The organism is Nostoc sp. FACHB-110, from assembly GCF_014697425.1.
In the GTDB taxonomy this organism is placed as follows: domain Bacteria; phylum Cyanobacteriota; class Cyanobacteriia; order Cyanobacteriales; family Nostocaceae; genus Nostoc_B.
This window is the reverse complement of the sequence record NZ_JACJRU010000070.1, coordinates 1-18,145: the sequence shown is the minus strand read 5'-3', so window position 1 is coordinate 18,145 and position 18,145 is coordinate 1. Positions and strand designations below refer to the sequence as shown.

The 18,145-nt window shown below is 40.3% G+C and carries 17 protein-coding genes; 8 read left to right on the top strand and 9 right to left on the bottom strand.

Translation table 11 applies throughout. The features are described from left to right. Positions 1-95: 95 nt before the first annotated feature. Positions 96-251 (bottom strand): hypothetical protein, encoded by a 156-nt coding sequence (locus H6G69_RS32635; RefSeq protein ID WP_190693773.1) that lies wholly within the window; start codon positions 249-251, stop codon positions 96-98. A 270-nt stretch (positions 252-521) separates the two neighbouring features. On the opposite strand from H6G69_RS32635, the gene H6G69_RS32630 reads away from it, so the two are divergent. Next, the gene (locus tag H6G69_RS32630; RefSeq protein ID WP_190693771.1) at positions 522-1,322 is read left to right on the top strand and encodes a PhzF family phenazine biosynthesis protein; all 801 of its coding nucleotides are present in this window, start codon (positions 522-524) and stop codon (positions 1,320-1,322) included. A 768-nt stretch (positions 1,323-2,090) separates the two neighbouring features. Here the strand turns inward: H6G69_RS32630 and H6G69_RS32625 are convergent. From H6G69_RS32625 to H6G69_RS32610, 4 genes are all read right to left on the bottom strand, one after another. Then, on the bottom strand, positions 2,091-2,393 hold the full coding sequence (locus tag H6G69_RS32625; RefSeq protein WP_190693770.1) for a hypothetical protein: 303 nt from the start codon (positions 2,391-2,393) through the stop codon (positions 2,091-2,093). 470 nt (positions 2,394-2,863) lie between these two features. Continuing rightward, positions 2,864-3,460 carry a dephospho-CoA kinase gene (gene coaE / locus H6G69_RS32620; protein ID WP_190693768.1) on the bottom strand — a complete coding sequence of 199 codons (597 nt, stop codon included), beginning with the start codon at positions 3,458-3,460 and terminating at the stop codon, positions 2,864-2,866. A gap of 161 nt (positions 3,461-3,621) precedes the next feature. Continuing rightward, positions 3,622-5,178 carry a uroporphyrinogen-III C-methyltransferase gene (gene cobA, locus H6G69_RS32615; RefSeq protein ID WP_190693766.1) on the bottom strand — a complete coding sequence of 519 codons (1,557 nt, stop codon included), beginning with the start codon at positions 5,176-5,178 and terminating at the stop codon, positions 3,622-3,624. Positions 5,179-5,237: 59 nt separating this feature from the next. Continuing rightward, complete coding sequence (locus H6G69_RS32610) at positions 5,238-6,161, bottom strand: nucleoside hydrolase (RefSeq protein ID WP_190693764.1); 924 nt, start codon at positions 6,159-6,161, stop codon at positions 5,238-5,240. Between the two features lie 19 nt (positions 6,162-6,180). Here H6G69_RS32610 and H6G69_RS32605 point away from each other — a divergent pair, with 19 nt between their 5' ends. Continuing rightward, positions 6,181-6,612 carry a nucleoside deaminase gene (locus tag H6G69_RS32605; RefSeq protein ID WP_190693762.1) on the top strand — a complete coding sequence of 144 codons (432 nt, stop codon included), beginning with the start codon at positions 6,181-6,183 and terminating at the stop codon, positions 6,610-6,612. 62 nt (positions 6,613-6,674) lie between these two features. Here H6G69_RS32605 and rbsK read toward each other — a convergent pair whose 3' ends face one another. Continuing rightward, complete coding sequence (rbsK, locus tag H6G69_RS32600; RefSeq protein WP_190693760.1) at positions 6,675-7,613, bottom strand: ribokinase; 939 nt, start codon at positions 7,611-7,613, stop codon at positions 6,675-6,677. Positions 7,614-7,669: 56 nt separating this feature from the next. Between rbsK and H6G69_RS32595 the strand changes: the two genes are divergently transcribed. Together H6G69_RS32595 and H6G69_RS32590 are read left to right on the top strand one after the other, a co-directional pair. Further along, positions 7,670-8,233: a Uma2 family endonuclease gene (locus H6G69_RS32595; protein WP_190693758.1), complete on the top strand. Its 564-nt coding sequence runs from the start codon at positions 7,670-7,672 to the stop codon at positions 8,231-8,233. A 224-nt stretch (positions 8,234-8,457) separates the two neighbouring features. Then, complete coding sequence (locus H6G69_RS32590; RefSeq protein ID WP_190693756.1) at positions 8,458-10,068, top strand: NAD(P)/FAD-dependent oxidoreductase; 1,611 nt, start codon at positions 8,458-8,460, stop codon at positions 10,066-10,068. A gap of 48 nt (positions 10,069-10,116) precedes the next feature. On the opposite strand, the gene H6G69_RS32585 is transcribed toward H6G69_RS32590, so the two are convergent. Further along, positions 10,117-10,338 carry a hypothetical protein gene (locus H6G69_RS32585; protein WP_190693754.1) on the bottom strand — a complete coding sequence of 74 codons (222 nt, stop codon included), beginning with the start codon at positions 10,336-10,338 and terminating at the stop codon, positions 10,117-10,119. Between the two features lie 245 nt (positions 10,339-10,583). Here H6G69_RS32585 and H6G69_RS32580 point away from each other — a divergent pair, with 245 nt between their 5' ends. The 3 genes from H6G69_RS32580 to H6G69_RS32570 all read left to right on the top strand — a co-directional run bounded on the left by H6G69_RS32580 (position 10,584) and on the right by H6G69_RS32570 (position 14,139). Continuing rightward, positions 10,584-10,964 carry a calcium-binding protein gene (locus tag H6G69_RS32580; RefSeq protein WP_190693752.1) on the top strand — a complete coding sequence of 127 codons (381 nt, stop codon included), beginning with the start codon at positions 10,584-10,586 and terminating at the stop codon, positions 10,962-10,964. A gap of 611 nt (positions 10,965-11,575) precedes the next feature. Beyond that, complete coding sequence (locus H6G69_RS32575; protein ID WP_190693750.1) at positions 11,576-12,808, top strand: RNA-guided endonuclease TnpB family protein; 1,233 nt, start codon at positions 11,576-11,578, stop codon at positions 12,806-12,808. Between the two features lie 155 nt (positions 12,809-12,963). Further along, positions 12,964-14,139, top strand: coding sequence for a patatin-like phospholipase family protein (locus tag H6G69_RS32570; protein WP_190693748.1), 1,176 nt, complete (start codon positions 12,964-12,966; stop codon positions 14,137-14,139). 25 nt (positions 14,140-14,164) lie between these two features. Here H6G69_RS32570 and H6G69_RS32565 read toward each other — a convergent pair whose 3' ends face one another. Both H6G69_RS32565 and folB read right to left on the bottom strand, forming a co-directional pair. Beyond that, positions 14,165-15,127 (bottom strand): diguanylate cyclase domain-containing protein, encoded by a 963-nt coding sequence (locus H6G69_RS32565; protein ID WP_397327059.1) that lies wholly within the window; start codon positions 15,125-15,127, stop codon positions 14,165-14,167. A 600-nt stretch (positions 15,128-15,727) separates the two neighbouring features. After that, a complete protein-coding gene (folB, locus tag H6G69_RS32560) occupies positions 15,728-16,096 on the bottom strand; it encodes a dihydroneopterin aldolase (protein WP_190693775.1) in 369 nt (122 codons plus the stop codon). A 171-nt stretch (positions 16,097-16,267) separates the two neighbouring features. Here folB and menD point away from each other — a divergent pair, with 171 nt between their 5' ends. Beyond that, positions 16,268-17,998, top strand: a complete 1,731-nt coding sequence (gene menD / locus H6G69_RS32555; protein WP_190693737.1) for a 2-succinyl-5-enolpyruvyl-6-hydroxy-3-cyclohexene-1-carboxylic-acid synthase — start codon at positions 16,268-16,270, stop codon at positions 17,996-17,998. Positions 17,999-18,145 lie beyond the last annotated feature (147 nt).

Below are 18,145 nucleotides of genomic sequence, written 5' to 3'. Positions count from 1 at the left end.
CGAAATACCCACTAAATCGCCAAACTCAGACACTTTCCACATAAACTTACTCACTATGGTTAGCTATGAATAAGTTTAGATAAGAATTTGGCTACTTAGTCAAGCTCCTGTTTCGGTGGTGAATTAGATTCTGGTGGGTTGGGTGCTTGAATAACGCAACTAACTAATCCTGATGAAATAAGTGCTAAGTGGATAGTCGCAACAACTGTTTTGAGGACTTTGGTTTTCAGGGTTTTGTCTATATTTAGCATTGAGTCGCGTTGCTAGAAATAGTATTACCAATCTCTACATTACTGTTATTGTGTTGATGTTGAGATTTTTCTAATCATAGAATTGCATAAATTTTTGACGCACCTTTGATAAATATATACAACAGGGAATAGGGAAGAGGAAAGCTAACAGCGACTAAGATTTGTGCGACATTCTCCTGTAATTTGCTAACTATAGTTTTTTGCTTGTAAAACCCCCAGATTTTTCTGTGGGGTAAATCTAAATTCCATAGTTGAGAATTGTGTGACTCTATGAAACAAATTATTACCCAGGTTGATGCTTTTACCGATACACCTTTTGCCGGAAATCCGGCTGCTGTGTGTGTTTTGCCTGCGCCACAAAAAGATCGCTGGATGCAGCAGATAGCGCAGGAGATGAATTTGTCGGAGACAGCTTTTTTAATTAAACAAGATGATGGCTTTAATTTGCGTTGGTTTACACCATCGGTAGAAGTGCCTCTGTGTGGTCATGCTACTTTAGCCAGCGCCCATGTACTGTGGTCTGAAGGATACTTAGCAACTCATGAGATTGCGCGTTTCCATACAAAAAGCGGGTTACTCATAGCTAAACGTCAAGATGGATGGATTGAATTAAATTTTCCCGCCAATCGATCGCACGCTACCACCGCACCACCACAATTAAGTGAAGCTTTAGGTGCAAATTACACTGCCATTTACCAAAACTCCCTCGGTTATCTCGTAGAAGTCGCATCAGAAGATGTAGTACGACAAATGCAGCCTAATTTCCAACTCCTGAAAACATTTGCTGTGGATGGTGTCATCGTTACTAGTCAAGCTAATGCTGGTTCGCAATATGATTTTGTCTCTCGTTTTTTTGCACCAAGACTAGGAATTGATGAAGACCCGGTAACTGGTGCAGCACACTGCTGTTTGGCTCCCTTCTGGCGCGATAGCCTGAATAAAAATGCTTTTTTGGCTTATCAAGCATCCAGTCGGGGTGGTGTAGTAAAAGTGTATTATGAAGGTGGCGATCGCGTTCTCCTCTCTGGACAAGCTGTTACCGTGATGCGTGGCGAGTTGATTACTCTCTAAGTAAGTCGGTGTAAATAATTATTGTTGGAATAAGGCAGGGGGCAGGGAGCAGGGGGAAAAAGCATTTGAGCCTTATTTACTTTTCTTCACATAGTTTTGTTTTATTGTATCGACTTACTTAGGGACTTCCAAATAAAAAAACATACAATTTTTCTTGTGGGGTGGACATCTTGTCATTGGTGTCAAGTTAAGAAAAGTACAGTCTTGTCAAGTGGGTAAAATTCAATGGTTAAACGCAACACAAGGGTGTTGAGAATAGCCATGACACATATCTTGCACGAGGGCGACTGAAGTCGCAGCTACACAGACAAAACCCCTGACGCTCCTGCGTCGCTAACGCTGCGCTAACGGGTTCGGGGGTGACGCTCCTTCTCCCAAAGGGAGACGCTACGCGTAGCTTGCTTCTCCGAAGGAGTACGTCGCTCTAAGCGAAGCCATGCCGTCAGGCTTTACGCTGCGCTAACGCAATCGACGGGAACCGCCAAGACTGCGACCCCCTCACCGCCTGCGCGGGTTCCAAACCCTTGATATTGCGTTAGTCCGCGTGGTGCGCCAAGCGCAGCGCAAGCGCGATAGGCGGACTACCCTGCGGGAAGCCGCTTGCGCGTCTACGTTTGTATAGCCGAGCCAGTGCGTTGGGCGGCTTTGCCGACTTGAAGCATCTGGCGTGCGAATTCCATTCGCTGGGGCTAGGTGCAAGATGTGAGTTGGCGGTTCGATAAATTAAGCTTTTTGAGAATTTTTGCGTAAGTCCTATAAATAAGAGTCCTATATATCCACTTTTTTGAGTAAAGCTATCCACATATTTGGTGGTTCAGCATAGTAATCTATTTGTTCAACCTGATATCGGCATAATTGGCAGTCACACCGCAGGATAATATAGTCAAGAGGCTTAATACCTTTACCTACGCCTGTCATATGTGCTTCTAAACCGTCATTTAGCGGCTCAAATACATATTCTTGCCCTTGAATAAGTTTGCTATAATCATGAGTTTTTTGCTTTTGCGCAAATCTATCTTTTTGAAGGTTTATTAGTGTAAAATAATTAAATAAATTGGAACTTAAGTTCATACCAGTTCTAATAAATAATTTGTTGTATTTTGTTTACGAAAAATACACTTATTTCTATAATCAATGATGTCTAAATGTGGAATTACTAACTTAAGTGCGCAATTCCCTGAGACAGCATCTTCTTTGATAAGTTGATTTTGTGTGCTTTCTTATGATGCACCCAAAATATCTGGAAAACTATTAATTTTTGGTTACAGTATCTATCAAGGCAAATTTATTGAAGAATGCCAAAGTCAGAATTCACTCCTTCAGAATCACTCTTGTGGAGGAAAAGACCCGCAAACCATTGTAGACTGCCAATGATTACACTTGAATAAGTAATAGTAACCAAACAAATGGAAATTAGGTTTTTTGGTAGAGATAATTAGCACATAAGTGTCTTTTGTCTAAGTTTAATAATACTAATTAATTTACGAATTTGCTATAAAATTATAGTGACAGTAACATAAAATTTTATAAAACATTTGTTGTTATTCTAATGTAGTTCGTTTTAACACTGTATCTATCTGATTTAGCAGTATATCTAGGGTAGATGAATTATCTAACACTACATCTGCACACGCGACTTTTTCTGCCAAAGGAAATTGGCTATTTATCCGGGCTTGGGCTTGTTCGTAACTCAGATGATTTCGTTGGATTAATCTTTGCAGTTGCTTTTCTGGTGTACAACTAACTACCCAGATTTCTGTAACCAAATTTGTCATTTGTGCTTCAAATAACAAAGGAATGACTAATATCAGCGTTTTAGTAGTAGCTTCAGCAATTGCTTGGAGAAAGCATTGTTTGACATAAGGATGAATTAAGTTTTCTATCCATTGCTTTTGTGATGGATGATTAAAGATAATTTCGCCTAATTTTTGACGGTTGAGATTACCATCAGGAAGTAATATTTGTTCACCGTAATGTTGGGCGATCGCAGTTAAAATTGGAGAACCTACAGCCACCGCATCTCTGGCATAAATATCAGCATCAAAAATTGGCAGGTGGTAAGCACTGGCTAAATAATTAGCAACTGTGGTTTTACCTGTAGCAATTCCTCCAGTTAAGCCAATGATGCGTTTAGTCATGAATCAAAATCAGACATGAGGATAAATTTCATACTTCACACTTCATACTTCACACTTCATACTTCACACTTCATACTTCATACTTCACACTTCATACTTCACACTTCATACTTCACACTTCATACTTCACACTTCACACTTCACACTTCATACTTCACACTTCACACTTCATACTTTTTAACTATTGCTTGAGTCAGTCCATCTAAGGTATATTCTTCAGCTTCCACGTCTACCCGTCCGAATAGTGTGTGGCAAGTTTTGGAAGTTTGCGGGCCGATAGAAGCAATACAAACGTCTTTTAATTCATCTGCTAGACAATTGTCAAATTCGCGCTCGAAAATTTGACAGAAAAACTGTACAGTTTTAGAACTGGCAAAGGTAATAATATCAACTTGATGATTTTGCAAAGCTGATTTTGCAGCTTCAGGAATGCTGCTAGGACAACAAGATTGATAAGCGGCAACTTCTGTTACTTCTGCACCTTTAGCACTAAATTCTTTGACTAAAACTTCTCTGCCACCACTTTCCACTCTGGGAAATAAAATATTTTTACCCAAAAGTGTTTCGGGAAATTTCTCAACTAAAGAGTCGGCGACGAAGTTAGGCGGAATAAAATCTGGTTGTAGACCTTGTTGTTGCAGACATTGGGCTGTTTTTTCGCCAACAACGGCAATTTTAACTTTAGCTAAAGCACGAGCATCTTGACCTTGGGCAGTTAGCCTGGCAAAAAAGTATTCGACACCGTTGGTAGAGGTGAGAATTAACCAATCAAATTGCGATAAACTGGCGATCGCATGATCCAAATCTGACCAACTAGAAGGCGGGCCAATTTCTAAAGCTGGCATTTCAATGACTTTAGCACCAACAGCCGTAAGGCGATCGCTAAATTGGCTCGACTGTCCCACAGAACGAGTCACTAAAACTGTTTTACCAGCGAGGGGAAGGGTTGGGGAAATCATAGCAGCCGGAATTAAATCATTAGAATGTATTGTCTCAGATTGCAAGTACTGGCGTAGCCTAACAACTTCACCAATGACAATGACTACGGGTGAAAGAGATATCCCTGCGGTTGTTTCTAAAATATTGCACAGTTGACCAGTCCAAATTTGTTGATTCGGCGTGCCTGCCCAACGGATAATGGCAATGGGTGTAAAGCGCGATCGCCCATAGCGCAAAAGTTGATGTAAAATCTCACCGAGATTTTGTCCACCCATCAATATAACTAGCGTCTCTAAGCGTGATAATGCTTCCCAGTCTAAAGCTTCTGGTTCGTGGGCTGTCACCACTGCAAAACCCCGACTCATCACGGGGTCTGTTAAGGGAATTCCCGCCAACAAAGGTGCAGCTAAAGCCGAGGAAATTCCTGGTACGACTTCAAATTCACACTTAGCGGCTTTTAAGGCTGCAATTTCTGAGGTACAGCGCCCAAAAATAAATGGGTCGCCTGATTTCAACCTGACAACTTGCTTACCTGCTTGACAATGCTGCACCAATAACTGGTTAATTTCAGTCTGCGGTGTACTCGGTTTACCACCACGCTTACCCACATCTAGTTTTAAACAATCTGGTGGTACACACTCCAACAATTGCTCATCTACCAGGGCATCGTATACCAATACCTCCGCCCCAGTCAAAAGACCGTAAGCTTTCACCGTCAAGTATGCCACATCTCCTGGCCCCGCGCCTACTAAGTAAACTTTGCCTTGTTGTTCAGCCATTATCAAATCTCCGCGATACTTCGCGTTCACCTTCGCTATACTCTGCGTTAAAAAACTTTCTACCTAGCCCACTGTTGCAAAATATAGTTGTAAAATGCCTCTTGATCAACTTGATCCATTGCGTAAATCTTTCGACCACCACTTACCACTTTTGTCCGCCCTTGACTTTGACCAGTGGTAATAATTTCTGTCTCCCACTCTCGCAGTTGATAAAATTCTGGGTGTCCTAAATAAGCTGTGGCTAACACATCCCAAAAATAATAATCTTGGGGAATCACCAGTGCATAACATTGTCCAGCTAAATCAGAAATCGGATAGTGGCGTTGTTTGGCAATTTGGCAAACGATGTCTGATGTCACTGGCACATTGTTAGTTAAATCCAAAGGACACATGATAATTTCTATCTGGGTTTGCCAAACGCGCGCGGCTGACACTGCATCCCAATAAACATTCCATTCAGCAGAACCATCTTGTCCGGCTTCTAAACTTTTTTCCACATTCCCGCCAACATTTAAAGCACCTCCCATCCAGACAATTTTGGCAATTTTCGCGGCAATATCTGGTGCTTTATCTAACGCTACGGCGACGGTGGTTAAAGGCCCTGTCACCATGAGTGTGACTGGTTCGGGTGCTTGTCGCAATACCCGAATCATAAAATCTTGACCTGGTTCAGCTACTAAAAACGTACTGATAATGTCTCGCTGGTTGAGAATAGGGAGATGGTCAACAATCAACGAATCACGCCGATACATCCGCGGAAAAGGATTAATTCCCCGCACAGTGCTTTCGGCGACTGGGATATGGCTAAATCCCATTAAATCAATGATTTTGCGTGTAGCACTGACCGCTGGTTGAATGTAGCAATCAGCTGGCGTGACGATGACACCTAAAAGTTCAATGTGTTCCATCGTCAACAGCAGCATGGTGGCGAGATAATCATCAACCCCACCGTCATGATCCATTAAAACAAGTTGTTTCGACATATACAAGGAGAATAAAGAAATGGATGAATTTATGCAAGCTGCGATCGCCGAAGCCAAGCAAGGTAGACAAGAAGGGGGTATACCTATTGGTTCGATTCTGGTCAAAGATGGCAAAATTGTCGGCAGAGGACACAACAAGCGCGTCCAAAATGCCGATCCTGTGACCCATGCCGAAATTGATTGTCTTCGTAATGCTGGCAGAATTGGCAACTACCAAGGTACAACACTTTATTCCACCTTAATGCCTTGTTATTTGTGTGCTGGTGCAGTGGTGCAGTTTGGCATTAAAAAAGTCATCGCTGGGGAGTCTCGCACATTTCCTGGTGCAAAAGAATTTATGGTATCTCACGGCGTAGAAGTGATTGACTTGAATTTAAATGAATGCGAACAAATGATGAGTGATTTTATTCAAACTAACCCCGAATTATGGAATGAGGATATAGGCAAGTAAATCAATCGTCTATTATTTATCGTTAGGGTTAGGTAGGAGGTGGAAATCTGAGATTTCATACTTCACACTTCATCCTCCAAAACTCCCCTTTGTTTGATAAAAGTATCAAAAGTCAATCTATCGGGTAAAGAAGTTTGTGCACCTAGCTTTGTGGCAGCTAAAGCACCAGCAGCTGCACCCCAGACAACAGCTTGATGTAAAGGTAGTTCAGTATAAAGTGCAGCTGCTAAACCACCATTAAAAGCATCGCCAGCTGCTACAGTATCCACCGCTTGAACTGCGAAGGCTGGCACAAAAAATGTTTCTTGTTGAGTAGCGCAAACAACTCCTTTTGCACCCATTTTGACGATCGCACATTTCACACCACGTTGCAATAATACCTCTGCGGCTTTGGCAGCTGTATCTTCGCTATCAATAGGGAAGCCAACTAACTGTGCAGTTTCCACTTCATTGGGTGTAATGATATCTACTAAGGGGTAAAGTTCTGCTGGTAAGTGAGATTTTGCAGGTGCAGGGTCAAGAATAACTTGCACATTAGCTTTTTTGGCGGCGGCGGCAGCGGCGATGACTGCATCCAAGGGGATTTCTAATTGTAAAAGTAGTGCTTTGGCTGTTGGTAATAGGCCTGATAACCTGTCAACATCTGCTTGATTTATCTGCCCGTTAGCACCAGGAATCACAACAATTTGATTTTCCCCAGCATCATCAACAATAATTATAGCCACACCAGAACTGACTGTTTCATCAACAAAAATATGGTGAGTTTGTACGCCTGCTGCTTGCAAATGATCAATGAGTTCTGTCCCAAAACCTTGAGTTCCTACGCGTCCTACTATATGAGTGGGAATGCCCAATTTTGCTAATGCTACTGCTTGATTTGCACCTTTACCTCCTGGTACTTTAACAAAGTTTTTTCCGAGTAAAGTTTCGCCTTTAATTGGTAATTGAGGTGCGGTAGCGACTAAATCTATATTGATACTACCAAAAATAATTATACTCATAGTTTTAAGGTTTATTTTACAATCTTTAGTATTTAATTTTGCTGGAGGCGATCGCAATGGTTCAAATAACCAAGCGAATTTATTCTTTTGAAGAGTATTTAGCCTGCGACGACATAACAGATAAACGTTGTGAGTTGGTTGATGGAGAATTAATTGCAGTGCCACAAGCAACAGGTAGACAAACCAATATTGCTAGATTTCTGTTTAAACACTTCGACCAAGAAATTGAACGTCGTGCTTTACCTTGGATTACTTGCTATGGCGATGTTGGTGTGAGAACTTCGTTTAATAAATCTAGAATGCCAGATTTATTAATTATCACACAAGAGCAACAAGCAGAAATTTTAGATGTGGCGGCTGTAGTTCAATCTCCGGCAATTTTGGCTGTAGAAATTGTCAGAAAAAACTCTGCTACCACTGACTACCGTCATAAACGTTCTGAGTATGCAGTTGCCGGAATTCCTGAGTATTGGATTATTGATTTTTATGATGAAAAAGTTACAAATTTATTCTTGTTTGAGGGATTTTATGATGAGCAGGTATTTACTGGGGATGAGAAAATAATTTCTCAGACTTTTCCCCATCTTGATATTAAAGCTTTTCAACTTTTACAAGGATAAGCCATTTTTCCTAATTGCTCAGTTATGGAATAATTGTCATCTGGCCTATCGTCAAAATAGGCGATCGCCATTTTGCTGTGTGCGATCGCCTATTTTGATTACCAATTCATCCAAACTACATTCAAGCTTACTACAGACTTTATTTTGTCAGTACATAAATTTAAATTATTCATATATATAGAAACTATACTGAGATACTGTTGATAGCAAAACTCACTACAAAAATGAGTCATTCACAGCTTTTTCATCAACTAGCCAAGACACTCCAGATTGTACATTTTTGTCAAAAACATCATATCTCTACTAGCGAAGGGATGGCACGGATTTCTGAGTGGGCAGCAATGATGTCAGTTCGCAAAACTCAGCGAAGAGAATTTTTAGCCAATTTAGGTAAATTTACACTCATCGGTGGCACTCTTGGGGTAGGAACTGGTTACTTCCACCGCACTTTGGCTGCACCAATTTCCCCTGATGCCAAAATTGCCATTGTTGGGGCTGGTTTAGCTGGGTTAGCTTGTGCATACGAACTCCAAAAAAAAGGTATTCAAGCTACTATCTACGAAGCTAGCCAACGGGCTGGAGGACGTTGCTATTCTCTAGAGAATTTTTTCCCGGGACAAGTTGCAGAAAGAGGTGGCGAATTTATCGATAACTTGCACAAAACGATGTTGGGTTATGCCAACGAATTCAAACTCGAACTTGAAGATTTATCCAAAGAACCAGGAGATATTTTTTACTACTTTAATGGTCAGCGTTACACTGAATCAGCAGTAGTTGAGGAATTTCGAGATTTTGTATCAGCAATGCAATCTGATTTACGCAATGTGGGTGAACCTACTGCTGATAATTTTACAAGTGCAGAGCGTCAATTAGACTTAATCAATCTGCAAGATTATCTAGATAGTCGCGGTGCAGGTAATCTGATAAAACAGGTAATTCAAGCTGCTTATACGGGTGAATATGGGCGAGAAATCAATGAGCAAAGTTGCTTGAGCTTTTTGTTTTTGATTCATGCTGATAAACGTTCTAAGTTTCGTCCATTTGGCAGCAGTGATGAGCGTTATCATGTCATTGGTGGAAATCAACAAATTGTTAAAGCTTTAGAAAACTGCGTCCAAAATCAAATTAAGTACGGACAAAAGCTGTTGTCTGCCAGAAAAGATAGTGCAGGTAAAATAGAATTATTTTTTGAAAATAGTTTGAGTGCTAAATTTGATGCCGTTGTTTTTGCCATTCCTTTTTCCACTTTGCGTCAAGTAAATTTACAAGGGCTACAACTACCTCAGTGGAAACTCAATGCTATCAATAATTTTGTCTATGGCACTAATTCTAAACTCATGGTCGGTTTTAATAGTCGTCCTTGGAGAAATTTTGGCAGCAATGGTAGTGCTTACGCGAATCTTCCTTTTCTGCAAAATACTTGGGAAACTAATCCGAGCTATGCTACTAACAACCGAGCCGTATTAACAGATTATACTGGGGGAAATTTAGGTGCTAGCCTTAACCCTAAATCCCTTCAGCAAGATACTACAAATTTTCTGAATAACTTGAGCTTAGTTTTCCCTGGTGCTGATATTGCCGCAGTCAAAAACTCCGGTAATAAGTATTTAGCTTATTTAGAAAACTGGTCGTTAAATCCCCTCAATCAAGGTAGCTATACTTGCAATCAACCAGGTTATTTTACCAGTATTGCAGGCAATGAAGGCAAAGCTGTAGATAACATTTACTTTGCAGGCGAACATACCAACTCATTTTATGAGTGGCAAGGTTTTATGGAAGGTGCAGCAATTTCTGGTGTTGCGGCGGCAAAGCAAATTGTTCAGGCTTTTAAATAATATCTTTGGGGAATTTTGCTCCTATCCAACTTCAGACAACTTCCTTGATCAAATACACCTTTTTAGGGTTTCTCTATCAACAATTTGTGTTTGTATTTGACGTTCGTAGTATTTATTTAAGGGATAGAGAGTTGATGCTAGTTGTGTGACTTTATCATTTAATTTTTCTTCTTTGTCTAGTTCAACTTCGGCTGTACAAACAGTCAACTCACAGTGCTGAGAGTGCTTGTTAATTGCTGCTATTGCTACTATATATAATTTATTAGTCATAAATCCAAATTTCACCAAAAACAAATTGTTATTTATTGATTTTCAATTTTAAATCGGGAAGGTGAGGAAGTTGTGATGATGGATGTAATATCTACTTAGGTAAAAAAGCTTATATAGTACTACATGACTTTCTCCCTATCCATTCCTGTGGTTCCGCATAAGACCAAATAGCGGCGAAAAAATTGACACTAAACAACTAAAACGCTATACCATATCAAAGTGCAACAGACGCAAGTTTTGATTTTATGTCTAGTGTTGAACGTGACGAAAACCGGGAGCATCGCATTGCCACAGAAATTCTGGTGGATGCCGAAGATAAAGAAGATCGCGCAATGGGTTGGTATTACTATTTAGAGGAAGCTCTCAATTTTCCGTTTATGGCGATGTGGAAAAAAAAATCCCGCAAATCATCCACAACGGAAGATAAACCAGTTGAAGTGCTAGGAATGGCCCCAGATGATGAGTGCTTAAAAGATATGTATGTTGAGGTAGCCCTCATTAACGGTAAGGATGATGATGTCTACTCGGCAAAATTATCAGAAATACACCCCATAGATGTTGATGATGAAACTCAAGAAGCATTTGCCGATTGGCTGTATTGGCTTGCTAGAGGATATAAATTTTAAGACTATAGCAAAATGCTGGGGTGCAATTCAATATTTCTAGCTGTTGAATAGCCAAAAATTGCCTAAATTTGAAGTGGGAGATTTTGAATTGACCCCATAGATAAATCTAGAAGCTTGAGGATTTTGCATTTTATATACTACATACAGCGTCCATGTGATTTCTCAACTACTTGTTAAGGCAAAGAATCATAGAGAATCAGCTTGTTTGGCAATCATCTAGGACGCTATATCTACTCATTAGCAATTGTCTTATTTTTAGCTAGACATTGCTGAGTAAAAATACTATTTTTTGTTGCGTTTTATTTATAAAATAATTGTGATAAATCAGACATTATTCATAAAATAAATTTAGATTTGTATTGAGTAATTAACAAAGCTTGATATTTGATTTTATGAAAATAACCTGTAATTTTCTAGCGAAATTGCTATGACTACATTACCTAAATTTCGAGAGAATGCTCCCGCCACAACGCAGTTTGGCGGCGAGATGAATCGAGTGCTAAAAGCGAAATGCCCTTAACTAATACTTGCTGAAAGCAAGTGAGGGCAAAGGGCAGTTGAGCTTTTAGCAAAATACGTGATAAAATTACGTCAAACTCATTGACGTAAAAATGCTGGTATTTGAGGCAAAACTTGAAGGAACAAACAAGCAATATCAATCGCTGGATGAGGCGATTAGAACTGCTCGTTTTGTTCGTAATGCTTGCCTCCGGTACTGGATGGAGAACCGAAACATTGGCAGATATGAGTTGAGTGCTTATTGCGCTGTACTTGCTGCTGATGAACAGTTCCCTTGGGTTGCAAAACTCAACTCTATGGCTCGACAAGCTTCTGCTGAAAGAGCGTGGTCTGCAATTGCTCGGTTCTTTGATAATTGCAAAAAGTCTAAACCAGGGAAGACTTGTACTGAGCGCAGTCGAAGTAAAGGTTATCCACGTTTTAAAAAAGAACAGACACATGGTTCTGTCGAGTATAAAACCAGTGGATGGAAGCTCTCTGATGACCGTCGCCATATCACTTTTGGCGATGGGTTTAAGGCGGGAACTTTCAAACTCTGGGGAACTCGTGACCTGTATTTCTACTCCTTGAAACAATTCAAGCGAGTGCGGGTTGTGCGTCGTGCCGATGGGTACTATGCCCAATTTTGTATCGACCAAGAACGAGTAGAGAAGCGAGAACCAGCGGGTAAAACTATTGGTTTGGATGTGGGATTGAACCATTTCTATACCGATAGTGAAGGTTTGCAGATTGAAAACCCTAGACACCTGCGTAAAAGCGAGAAGTCTTTGAAACGTCTGCAACGTAGATTGTCTAAAACCAAAAAGGGTTCCAAGAACAGAGTTGAAGCGAGAAACCGCTTGAGTAGAAAGCATCTCAAGGTAAGTCGCCAGCGTAAAGACTTTGCCGTGAAGTTGGCAAGGTGTGTAGTGAGGTCTAACGACCTTGTGGTGTATGAGGACTTGCAGGTGCGGAACATGGTAAGAAACAGACATCTTGCCAAGTCGATTAATGATGCAGCATGGACGCAGTTTCGGCAATGGGTTGAGTATTTCGGTAAGGTGTTTGGTGTGGCAACTGTAGCGGTTCCACCGCACCACACCAGCCAGAATTGCTCTAACTGTGGGGAAGTGGTAAAAAAGTCGCTTAGTACAAGAACCCATATTTGCCCTCATTGTGGTCATACCCAAGACAGGGACTGGAACGCGGCGCGAAACATACTTGAATTAGGACTACGTACCGTAGGGCATACGGGAACTAACGCCTCTGGAGACATCGACCTCTGCGTGGGTGGAGAAATCCCTCCAAGTAAGTCGAGTCGCGGAAAGAGGAAGCCCAAGAAGTGATTCTTGGAATCCCCCACTGCATTCGGTACTCCGAATCAGTGGCGGGAGGATGTCAAATTAAATGTGTTGTTATAATACCCAATATATATTTGTCAGGTGAGATTTACTAGAATTCACAAACCTAAGTAAACATATTGCAGAGAATTCGGAGAAATATGCCTTTTCGGATTTTAAGCTTAGATGGTGGGGGAATTCGCGGATTAATAGCAGCGAAGATTTTATCAGTGGTTGAACAGCAGATTAATCAACCTTTGCACGAGTATTTTAACTTAATAGCTGGCACTTCTACAGGCTCAATTTTAGCAGCAGCGATCGCTACAGGGAGAAATAGTCAAGATATCATTGATTTATACACCAACAAAGGTGCGATTATCTTTCCCTACAGAAGTCGTTTTTCTCTCCAGCGCATTCCTTTATTACTCAAATATGGTTTATCTGCGCCTAAGTTTTCTGATGATGGTTTAATCAAAGTCCTCAGAGAAAGTTTAGGTGAAACTAAATTTTTAGATGTGCCTACCCAACTATTAATTACGGCTTACGACACTATTGAGCGAGAACCAATTATATTTAAAAGTTGGCGAGAAGATAAAGGTTATGGCAATATTCCTTTGTGGGAGGTATGTGTTTGTTCTGCATCGGCTCCTACTTATTTTCCCGCCCATAAACTAGATAAAACTATTAGTGGTACAGTCGAAACAGCCACAGAAAATACGGTAACTTTAGCTGGTGACGCATCTCACACAGAAAATATTTATAACAATACACAAATTAGAATTATTGATGGTAAAGGTAAAGGGCAAATTCGCCATATTAAACAGTATCAAGGATTTACACAATTAGCTGCTTTAGATTCTCCTTGGGAAACAATACCAGATAATACCTCCATCTACTCAATTAAAAGTATTTACTCAGCCATTGATGGTGGTGTTGTGGCAAATAATCCATCTGCTTGTGTTGTGGCTGAAGCCTTAAGATTAGGGCAGACAGTTCCAGACATTACTGTGTTGTCTATCGGGACTGGCGATCGCACCAGAATTATACCATTTCCACAAGCGCAAAGTTGGGGTTTAATTCAATGGGCGCAACCACTTATTGATGTATTGTTTGATGCCTCATCCGATGTGCATGAATATATCACCAAACAAATAGTTGATAGCCAAGTTTTACGCTTGCAATTTAAATTAGATAGAGAACTAACGGGTAAGCGATTAAGTGATGATATTGATGATGTGAGTTCCGAAAATCTTCAGAATTTACTAGAAGCCGCCGAGATATATGTTCAGCAACCATCTGTACAAGCTGCATTACAGGAATTTTTCAGGCATCAATAATACTACGTGATAGCTGAGTTACAGGTTATTTATCTTTTTCCTGTTCTCGACTATAAGCATCAAATAAAGCATAACGAGCTTTACCTTTTTGTTTAGCACAGTACATAGCAGCATCCGCATTTTGCAACAAAATTTCTGGTGGTGAACAACCAGCACGGTTGACGGTAATACCTATACTAGCTGTTGTCGAAATTTGATGTTCATTTAAAGTAAGCGGTAAGGCTAAAGTATCTTGAATGCGTTTAGCAACATTAATAGCATCACCCACATCTCGAATTTCTTCTAAGAGTACGGCAAATTCATCACCACTAAATCGTCCGACAGTATCACCACTACGTAAACATGATTCTAACCGACGAGCGATCGCTACTAACAAATCATCGCCCATTGTGTGTCCAAAGCGATCGTTAAATTCTTGAAAGCTATCTAAATCTAAAAATAAAACAGCAAAACTATAATCAATGCGGCGTTTACTACGTTCTACGGCTTGCTTTAATCTATCTAAAAATAAAGCACGATTGGGTAGTGCTGTCAAACCATCATAAAAGGCATTTTGCAGGATTTGTGCCTCAATGCTTTTGCGTTGGGTAATGTCTTGAAACACCAGCAACGCACCTGTAATTTTACCTTCATCGTTCCAAACAGGCGTAATATAATCGCCGACTGGTATTTCTCGATTATCTCGCGTTATTAATATACAATTTTCTGGCAGATACGAGACTTTTCCTGTTGTGATTGTGCGTATTGCTAAATTATCAATGCTTTCATCGATATCTTTATCAATTAATCTAACAACTTCTGCTAATTCTTTTCCTTGTGCCTCTGCTTGCGGCCAACCTGTCAAAATTTCCGCTAGTGAATTCATCAACTGAATGCAACCATCAGTATATGTGACAACTACAGCACTTTGCATACTGTTGATAATCGCCATCATATTCTGCTCTTCTGCCTGCAATTTTTTGTTAACCTGATGCTTAGAGATAGCCATTTTGATAGCAATATATATTTCTGAATGATTAAAGTACTCAATTAATTGCTGTACCCTCTTACGGAGATTGAATACAAAGAATTTTTCATCCTCAGCAACTAGGATGTTAAGGAGCAACATATTAAAACTACCTATTGGCTAAGATTCAGACATTGTGGGAATTATTAACTCAATCTGAAGGTTAATAATTCTATGATAATCAATATCTAAAATATGGTTGTATTTGCTAGCCTGAAAATCTGAATATTTTGCCAACAGACATAGTAATTTTATGCTAATTAATCCTGGTAAAAATATCTATTTTTAGCTGGCAATCAGATACACAGAGGGGAGATACAGCCTCGAAAAGTATTATTTTATGCCAAGCGATCGCCATCAAAATTACAGTGAATTACGCACATCAAATTCAATAAATATGTAATTGAAATTACTAAATAATTGACAGCTTGAACTACTGCTTTGTTTAATATATCTAAAAAAAATATTTAGTCAATAATATAAAGATAAATTCTGGATATTTGTATATTAGAGATACAATTTAAGAGGTTGTTTATAGTACCATTTTACGAAAAAAATGATACTAATTTAGACAAAATTAATTTAAAGACTCGCTGGAGTGCGAGTTAGTTCAATACTAATTTTGCCGCCAAAATCAGGAATGGGGGCCGCAGGTTTAGTAACAGTAACAGTAACTTGCGTGACGCGATCGCCCTGTTGCAATATAGAATCAGCGATCGCACCTGCTAATTTCTCTAATAAAGCAAACTGAGAATTTTTCACAAGATTTTGAATTGAGCTAATCACGCTGCGATAATCGAGAGTATCTGCGATCGCATCAGTGACAGTAGCCTGAGAAAGATCCAACCATAATTTCACATCTACCTCAAACCACTGTCCTAATACCTGTTCCTCTGGTAAGTAGCCAGTGTAGCCATAACAGCGAATTCCCGTTAAATGAATACAGTCCATACCTGTTTTAGATGGTGCGATTAATTTGCCATCCAAAATTTACCAAACAGAGATAGGAATTGGGCGTAAGTAAGTTAGTGCTATTAACCAAACTATGTAAATAAAAGTAAATAAGGCTCAAACTCTTTCTCTGTCACAATTAAATATTGTCCGATCGCTAGCTTGGTTTTGATGCTGTTCGCCTATAGTAATGTTAATCAACTTTGGGCTTTTGTCTTGACACAGACGTTAAAACGTCTAGGTTTAAGTTGTGCTGTCATTTGTCCTGGTTCCCGTTCTACACCTTTAACAGTCGCCTTTGCCCAACAAGTACCTGATATTGAAGCAATTCCGATTTTGGATGAACGTTCTGCTGCTTTTTTTGCCTTGGGAGTTGCCAAAGCCACCAAAAAGCCTGTGGCATTGATATGTACCTCAGGAACAGCCGGCGCAAACTTCTATCCAGCAGTCATTGAAGCAAAAGAAAGCCGCGTACCTCTGTTGTTGCTAACCACAGATAGACCACCAGAACTGCGAGATTGTCATTCTGGACAAACCATCGACCAAGTAAAATTATATGGTAACTACCCTAACTGGCAAACCGAGTTAGCTATCCCCTCTGCAGACCAAGAAATGCTGGCTTATCTGCGCCAAACGATAATTTACGCCTGGGAAAAAGCACAAACACCAACACCAGGGCCAGTCCATTTAAATATTCCTTTTCGTGACCCCCTTGCACCTCTTCCCGACGGGACTAATTTACAGTTAAACCCAGAAGAATTCTTCGCCGCAGTTAAAAATACTATCTCTACTACCTACTCCCCACTGCCGATTTTATCCCAATGGCAACAGTGCGATCGCGGTATAATTATCGCCGGAGTTGCCCAACCTCAAAATCCCCAGGAGTATTGTCAGGCTATCTCTCGGCTTTCCCAAACTCTGCAATGGCCAGTACTAGCCGAGGGACTCTCCCCTCTGCGAAATTATGCCAACCTCAACCCTTATTTAATTTCCACCTACGACTTGATTTTGCGTCATCAGCCACTAGCACAGCAGCTAGCACCCGAGATGGTCATTCAGGTGGGAGATTTGCCAACCAGCAAAGAACTGCGTACTTGGATAACTGCGACACAACCGCGACGTTGGATAATTGACCCTACTTATCAAAACCTCGACCCACTGCATGGTCATACCATTCATCTAAGAGTGAATATCGAAGATTTACAAACCGAAGCAGTAGCACAGGATAAATTCACCTGTGAGTATTTAAAACTGTGGTGTCATACCGAAGCGGAAGTTAGGGCAGCTATTAACCAGACAATGGCGACAATGGAAGATTTATTTGAAGGTAAAGCGGCTTGGTTATTGTCGCAGATATTACCCCCAAACACACCACTATTTATTGCTAATAGTATGCCTGTGCGGGATGTAGAATTTTTTTGGCAACCGAATAATTTAGAAGTGCGATCGCATTTTAACCGAGGTGCTAACGGCATTGATGGTACACTTTCTACAGCTTTAGGAATTGCCCATCGTCACCAAAGCAGCGTCATGTTAACAGGAGATTTAGCACTATTACATGACACCAATGGTTTTTTAATCCGCAATAAATTTGTCGGACATCTGACAATTGTCTTAATCAACAATAATGGTGGCGGTATCTTTGAAATGTTACCTATTGCCAAGTTTGAGCCACCTTTTGAAGAATTTTTCGCCACCCCGCAAGACATAAATTTCGCCCAATTATGTGCAACCTATAATGTAGATTATGAATTGATGACATCTTGGCGACAATTGCAACAAAAATTAAACCCATTGCCCACCACAGGAATTAGAGTTTTAGAATTGCGAACCAATCGTAAATTAGATGCGAAATGGCGACAGGAAAATTTAAAGAAGTTTGCCAAGCATCTCAGCTATTAAGCAGATAACAAAGCAGATTGAGTCCGCCAGGTGAACGGGAGAGCTTGACTAAGTAGCCAAATTCTTATCTAAACTTATTCATAGCTAACCATAGTGAGTAAGTTTATGTGGAAAGTGTCTGAGTTTGGCGATTTAGTGGGTATTTCG

Bases quoted from the DNA above. Each gene is read 5' to 3' on its own strand.
- H6G69_RS32625 (WP_190693770.1), bottom strand. From the start codon at position 2,393: ATGAACTTAAGTTCCAATTTATTTAATTATTTTACACTAATAAACCTT.
- H6G69_RS32575 (WP_190693750.1), top strand. From the start codon at position 11,576: ATGCTGGTATTTGAGGCAAAACTTGAAGGAACAAACAAGCAATATCAA.
- H6G69_RS32630 (WP_190693771.1), top strand. From the start codon at position 522: ATGAAACAAATTATTACCCAGGTTGATGCTTTTACCGATACACCTTTT.
- menD (WP_190693737.1), top strand. From the start codon at position 16,268: ATGCTGTTCGCCTATAGTAATGTTAATCAACTTTGGGCTTTTGTCTTG.
- H6G69_RS32610 (WP_190693764.1), bottom strand. From the start codon at position 6,161: ATGTCGAAACAACTTGTTTTAATGGATCATGACGGTGGGGTTGATGAT.
- H6G69_RS32605 (WP_190693762.1), top strand. From the start codon at position 6,181: ATGGATGAATTTATGCAAGCTGCGATCGCCGAAGCCAAGCAAGGTAGA.
- cobA (WP_190693766.1), bottom strand. From the start codon at position 5,178: ATGGCTGAACAACAAGGCAAAGTTTACTTAGTAGGCGCGGGGCCAGGA.
- coaE (WP_190693768.1), bottom strand. From the start codon at position 3,460: ATGACTAAACGCATCATTGGCTTAACTGGAGGAATTGCTACAGGTAAA.
- H6G69_RS32585 (WP_190693754.1), bottom strand. From the start codon at position 10,338: ATGACTAATAAATTATATATAGTAGCAATAGCAGCAATTAACAAGCAC.
- rbsK (WP_190693760.1), bottom strand. From the start codon at position 7,613: ATGAGTATAATTATTTTTGGTAGTATCAATATAGATTTAGTCGCTACC.
- H6G69_RS32635 (WP_190693773.1), bottom strand. From the start codon at position 251: ATGCTAAATATAGACAAAACCCTGAAAACCAAAGTCCTCAAAACAGTT.
- H6G69_RS32580 (WP_190693752.1), top strand. From the start codon at position 10,584: ATGTCTAGTGTTGAACGTGACGAAAACCGGGAGCATCGCATTGCCACA.
- H6G69_RS32595 (WP_190693758.1), top strand. From the start codon at position 7,670: ATGGTTCAAATAACCAAGCGAATTTATTCTTTTGAAGAGTATTTAGCC.
- folB (WP_190693775.1), bottom strand. From the start codon at position 16,096: ATGGACTGTATTCATTTAACGGGAATTCGCTGTTATGGCTACACTGGC.
- H6G69_RS32565 (WP_397327059.1), bottom strand. From the start codon at position 15,127: ATGGCTATCTCTAAGCATCAGGTTAACAAAAAATTGCAGGCAGAAGAG.
- H6G69_RS32590 (WP_190693756.1), top strand. From the start codon at position 8,458: ATGAGTCATTCACAGCTTTTTCATCAACTAGCCAAGACACTCCAGATT.
- H6G69_RS32570 (WP_190693748.1), top strand. From the start codon at position 12,964: ATGCCTTTTCGGATTTTAAGCTTAGATGGTGGGGGAATTCGCGGATTA.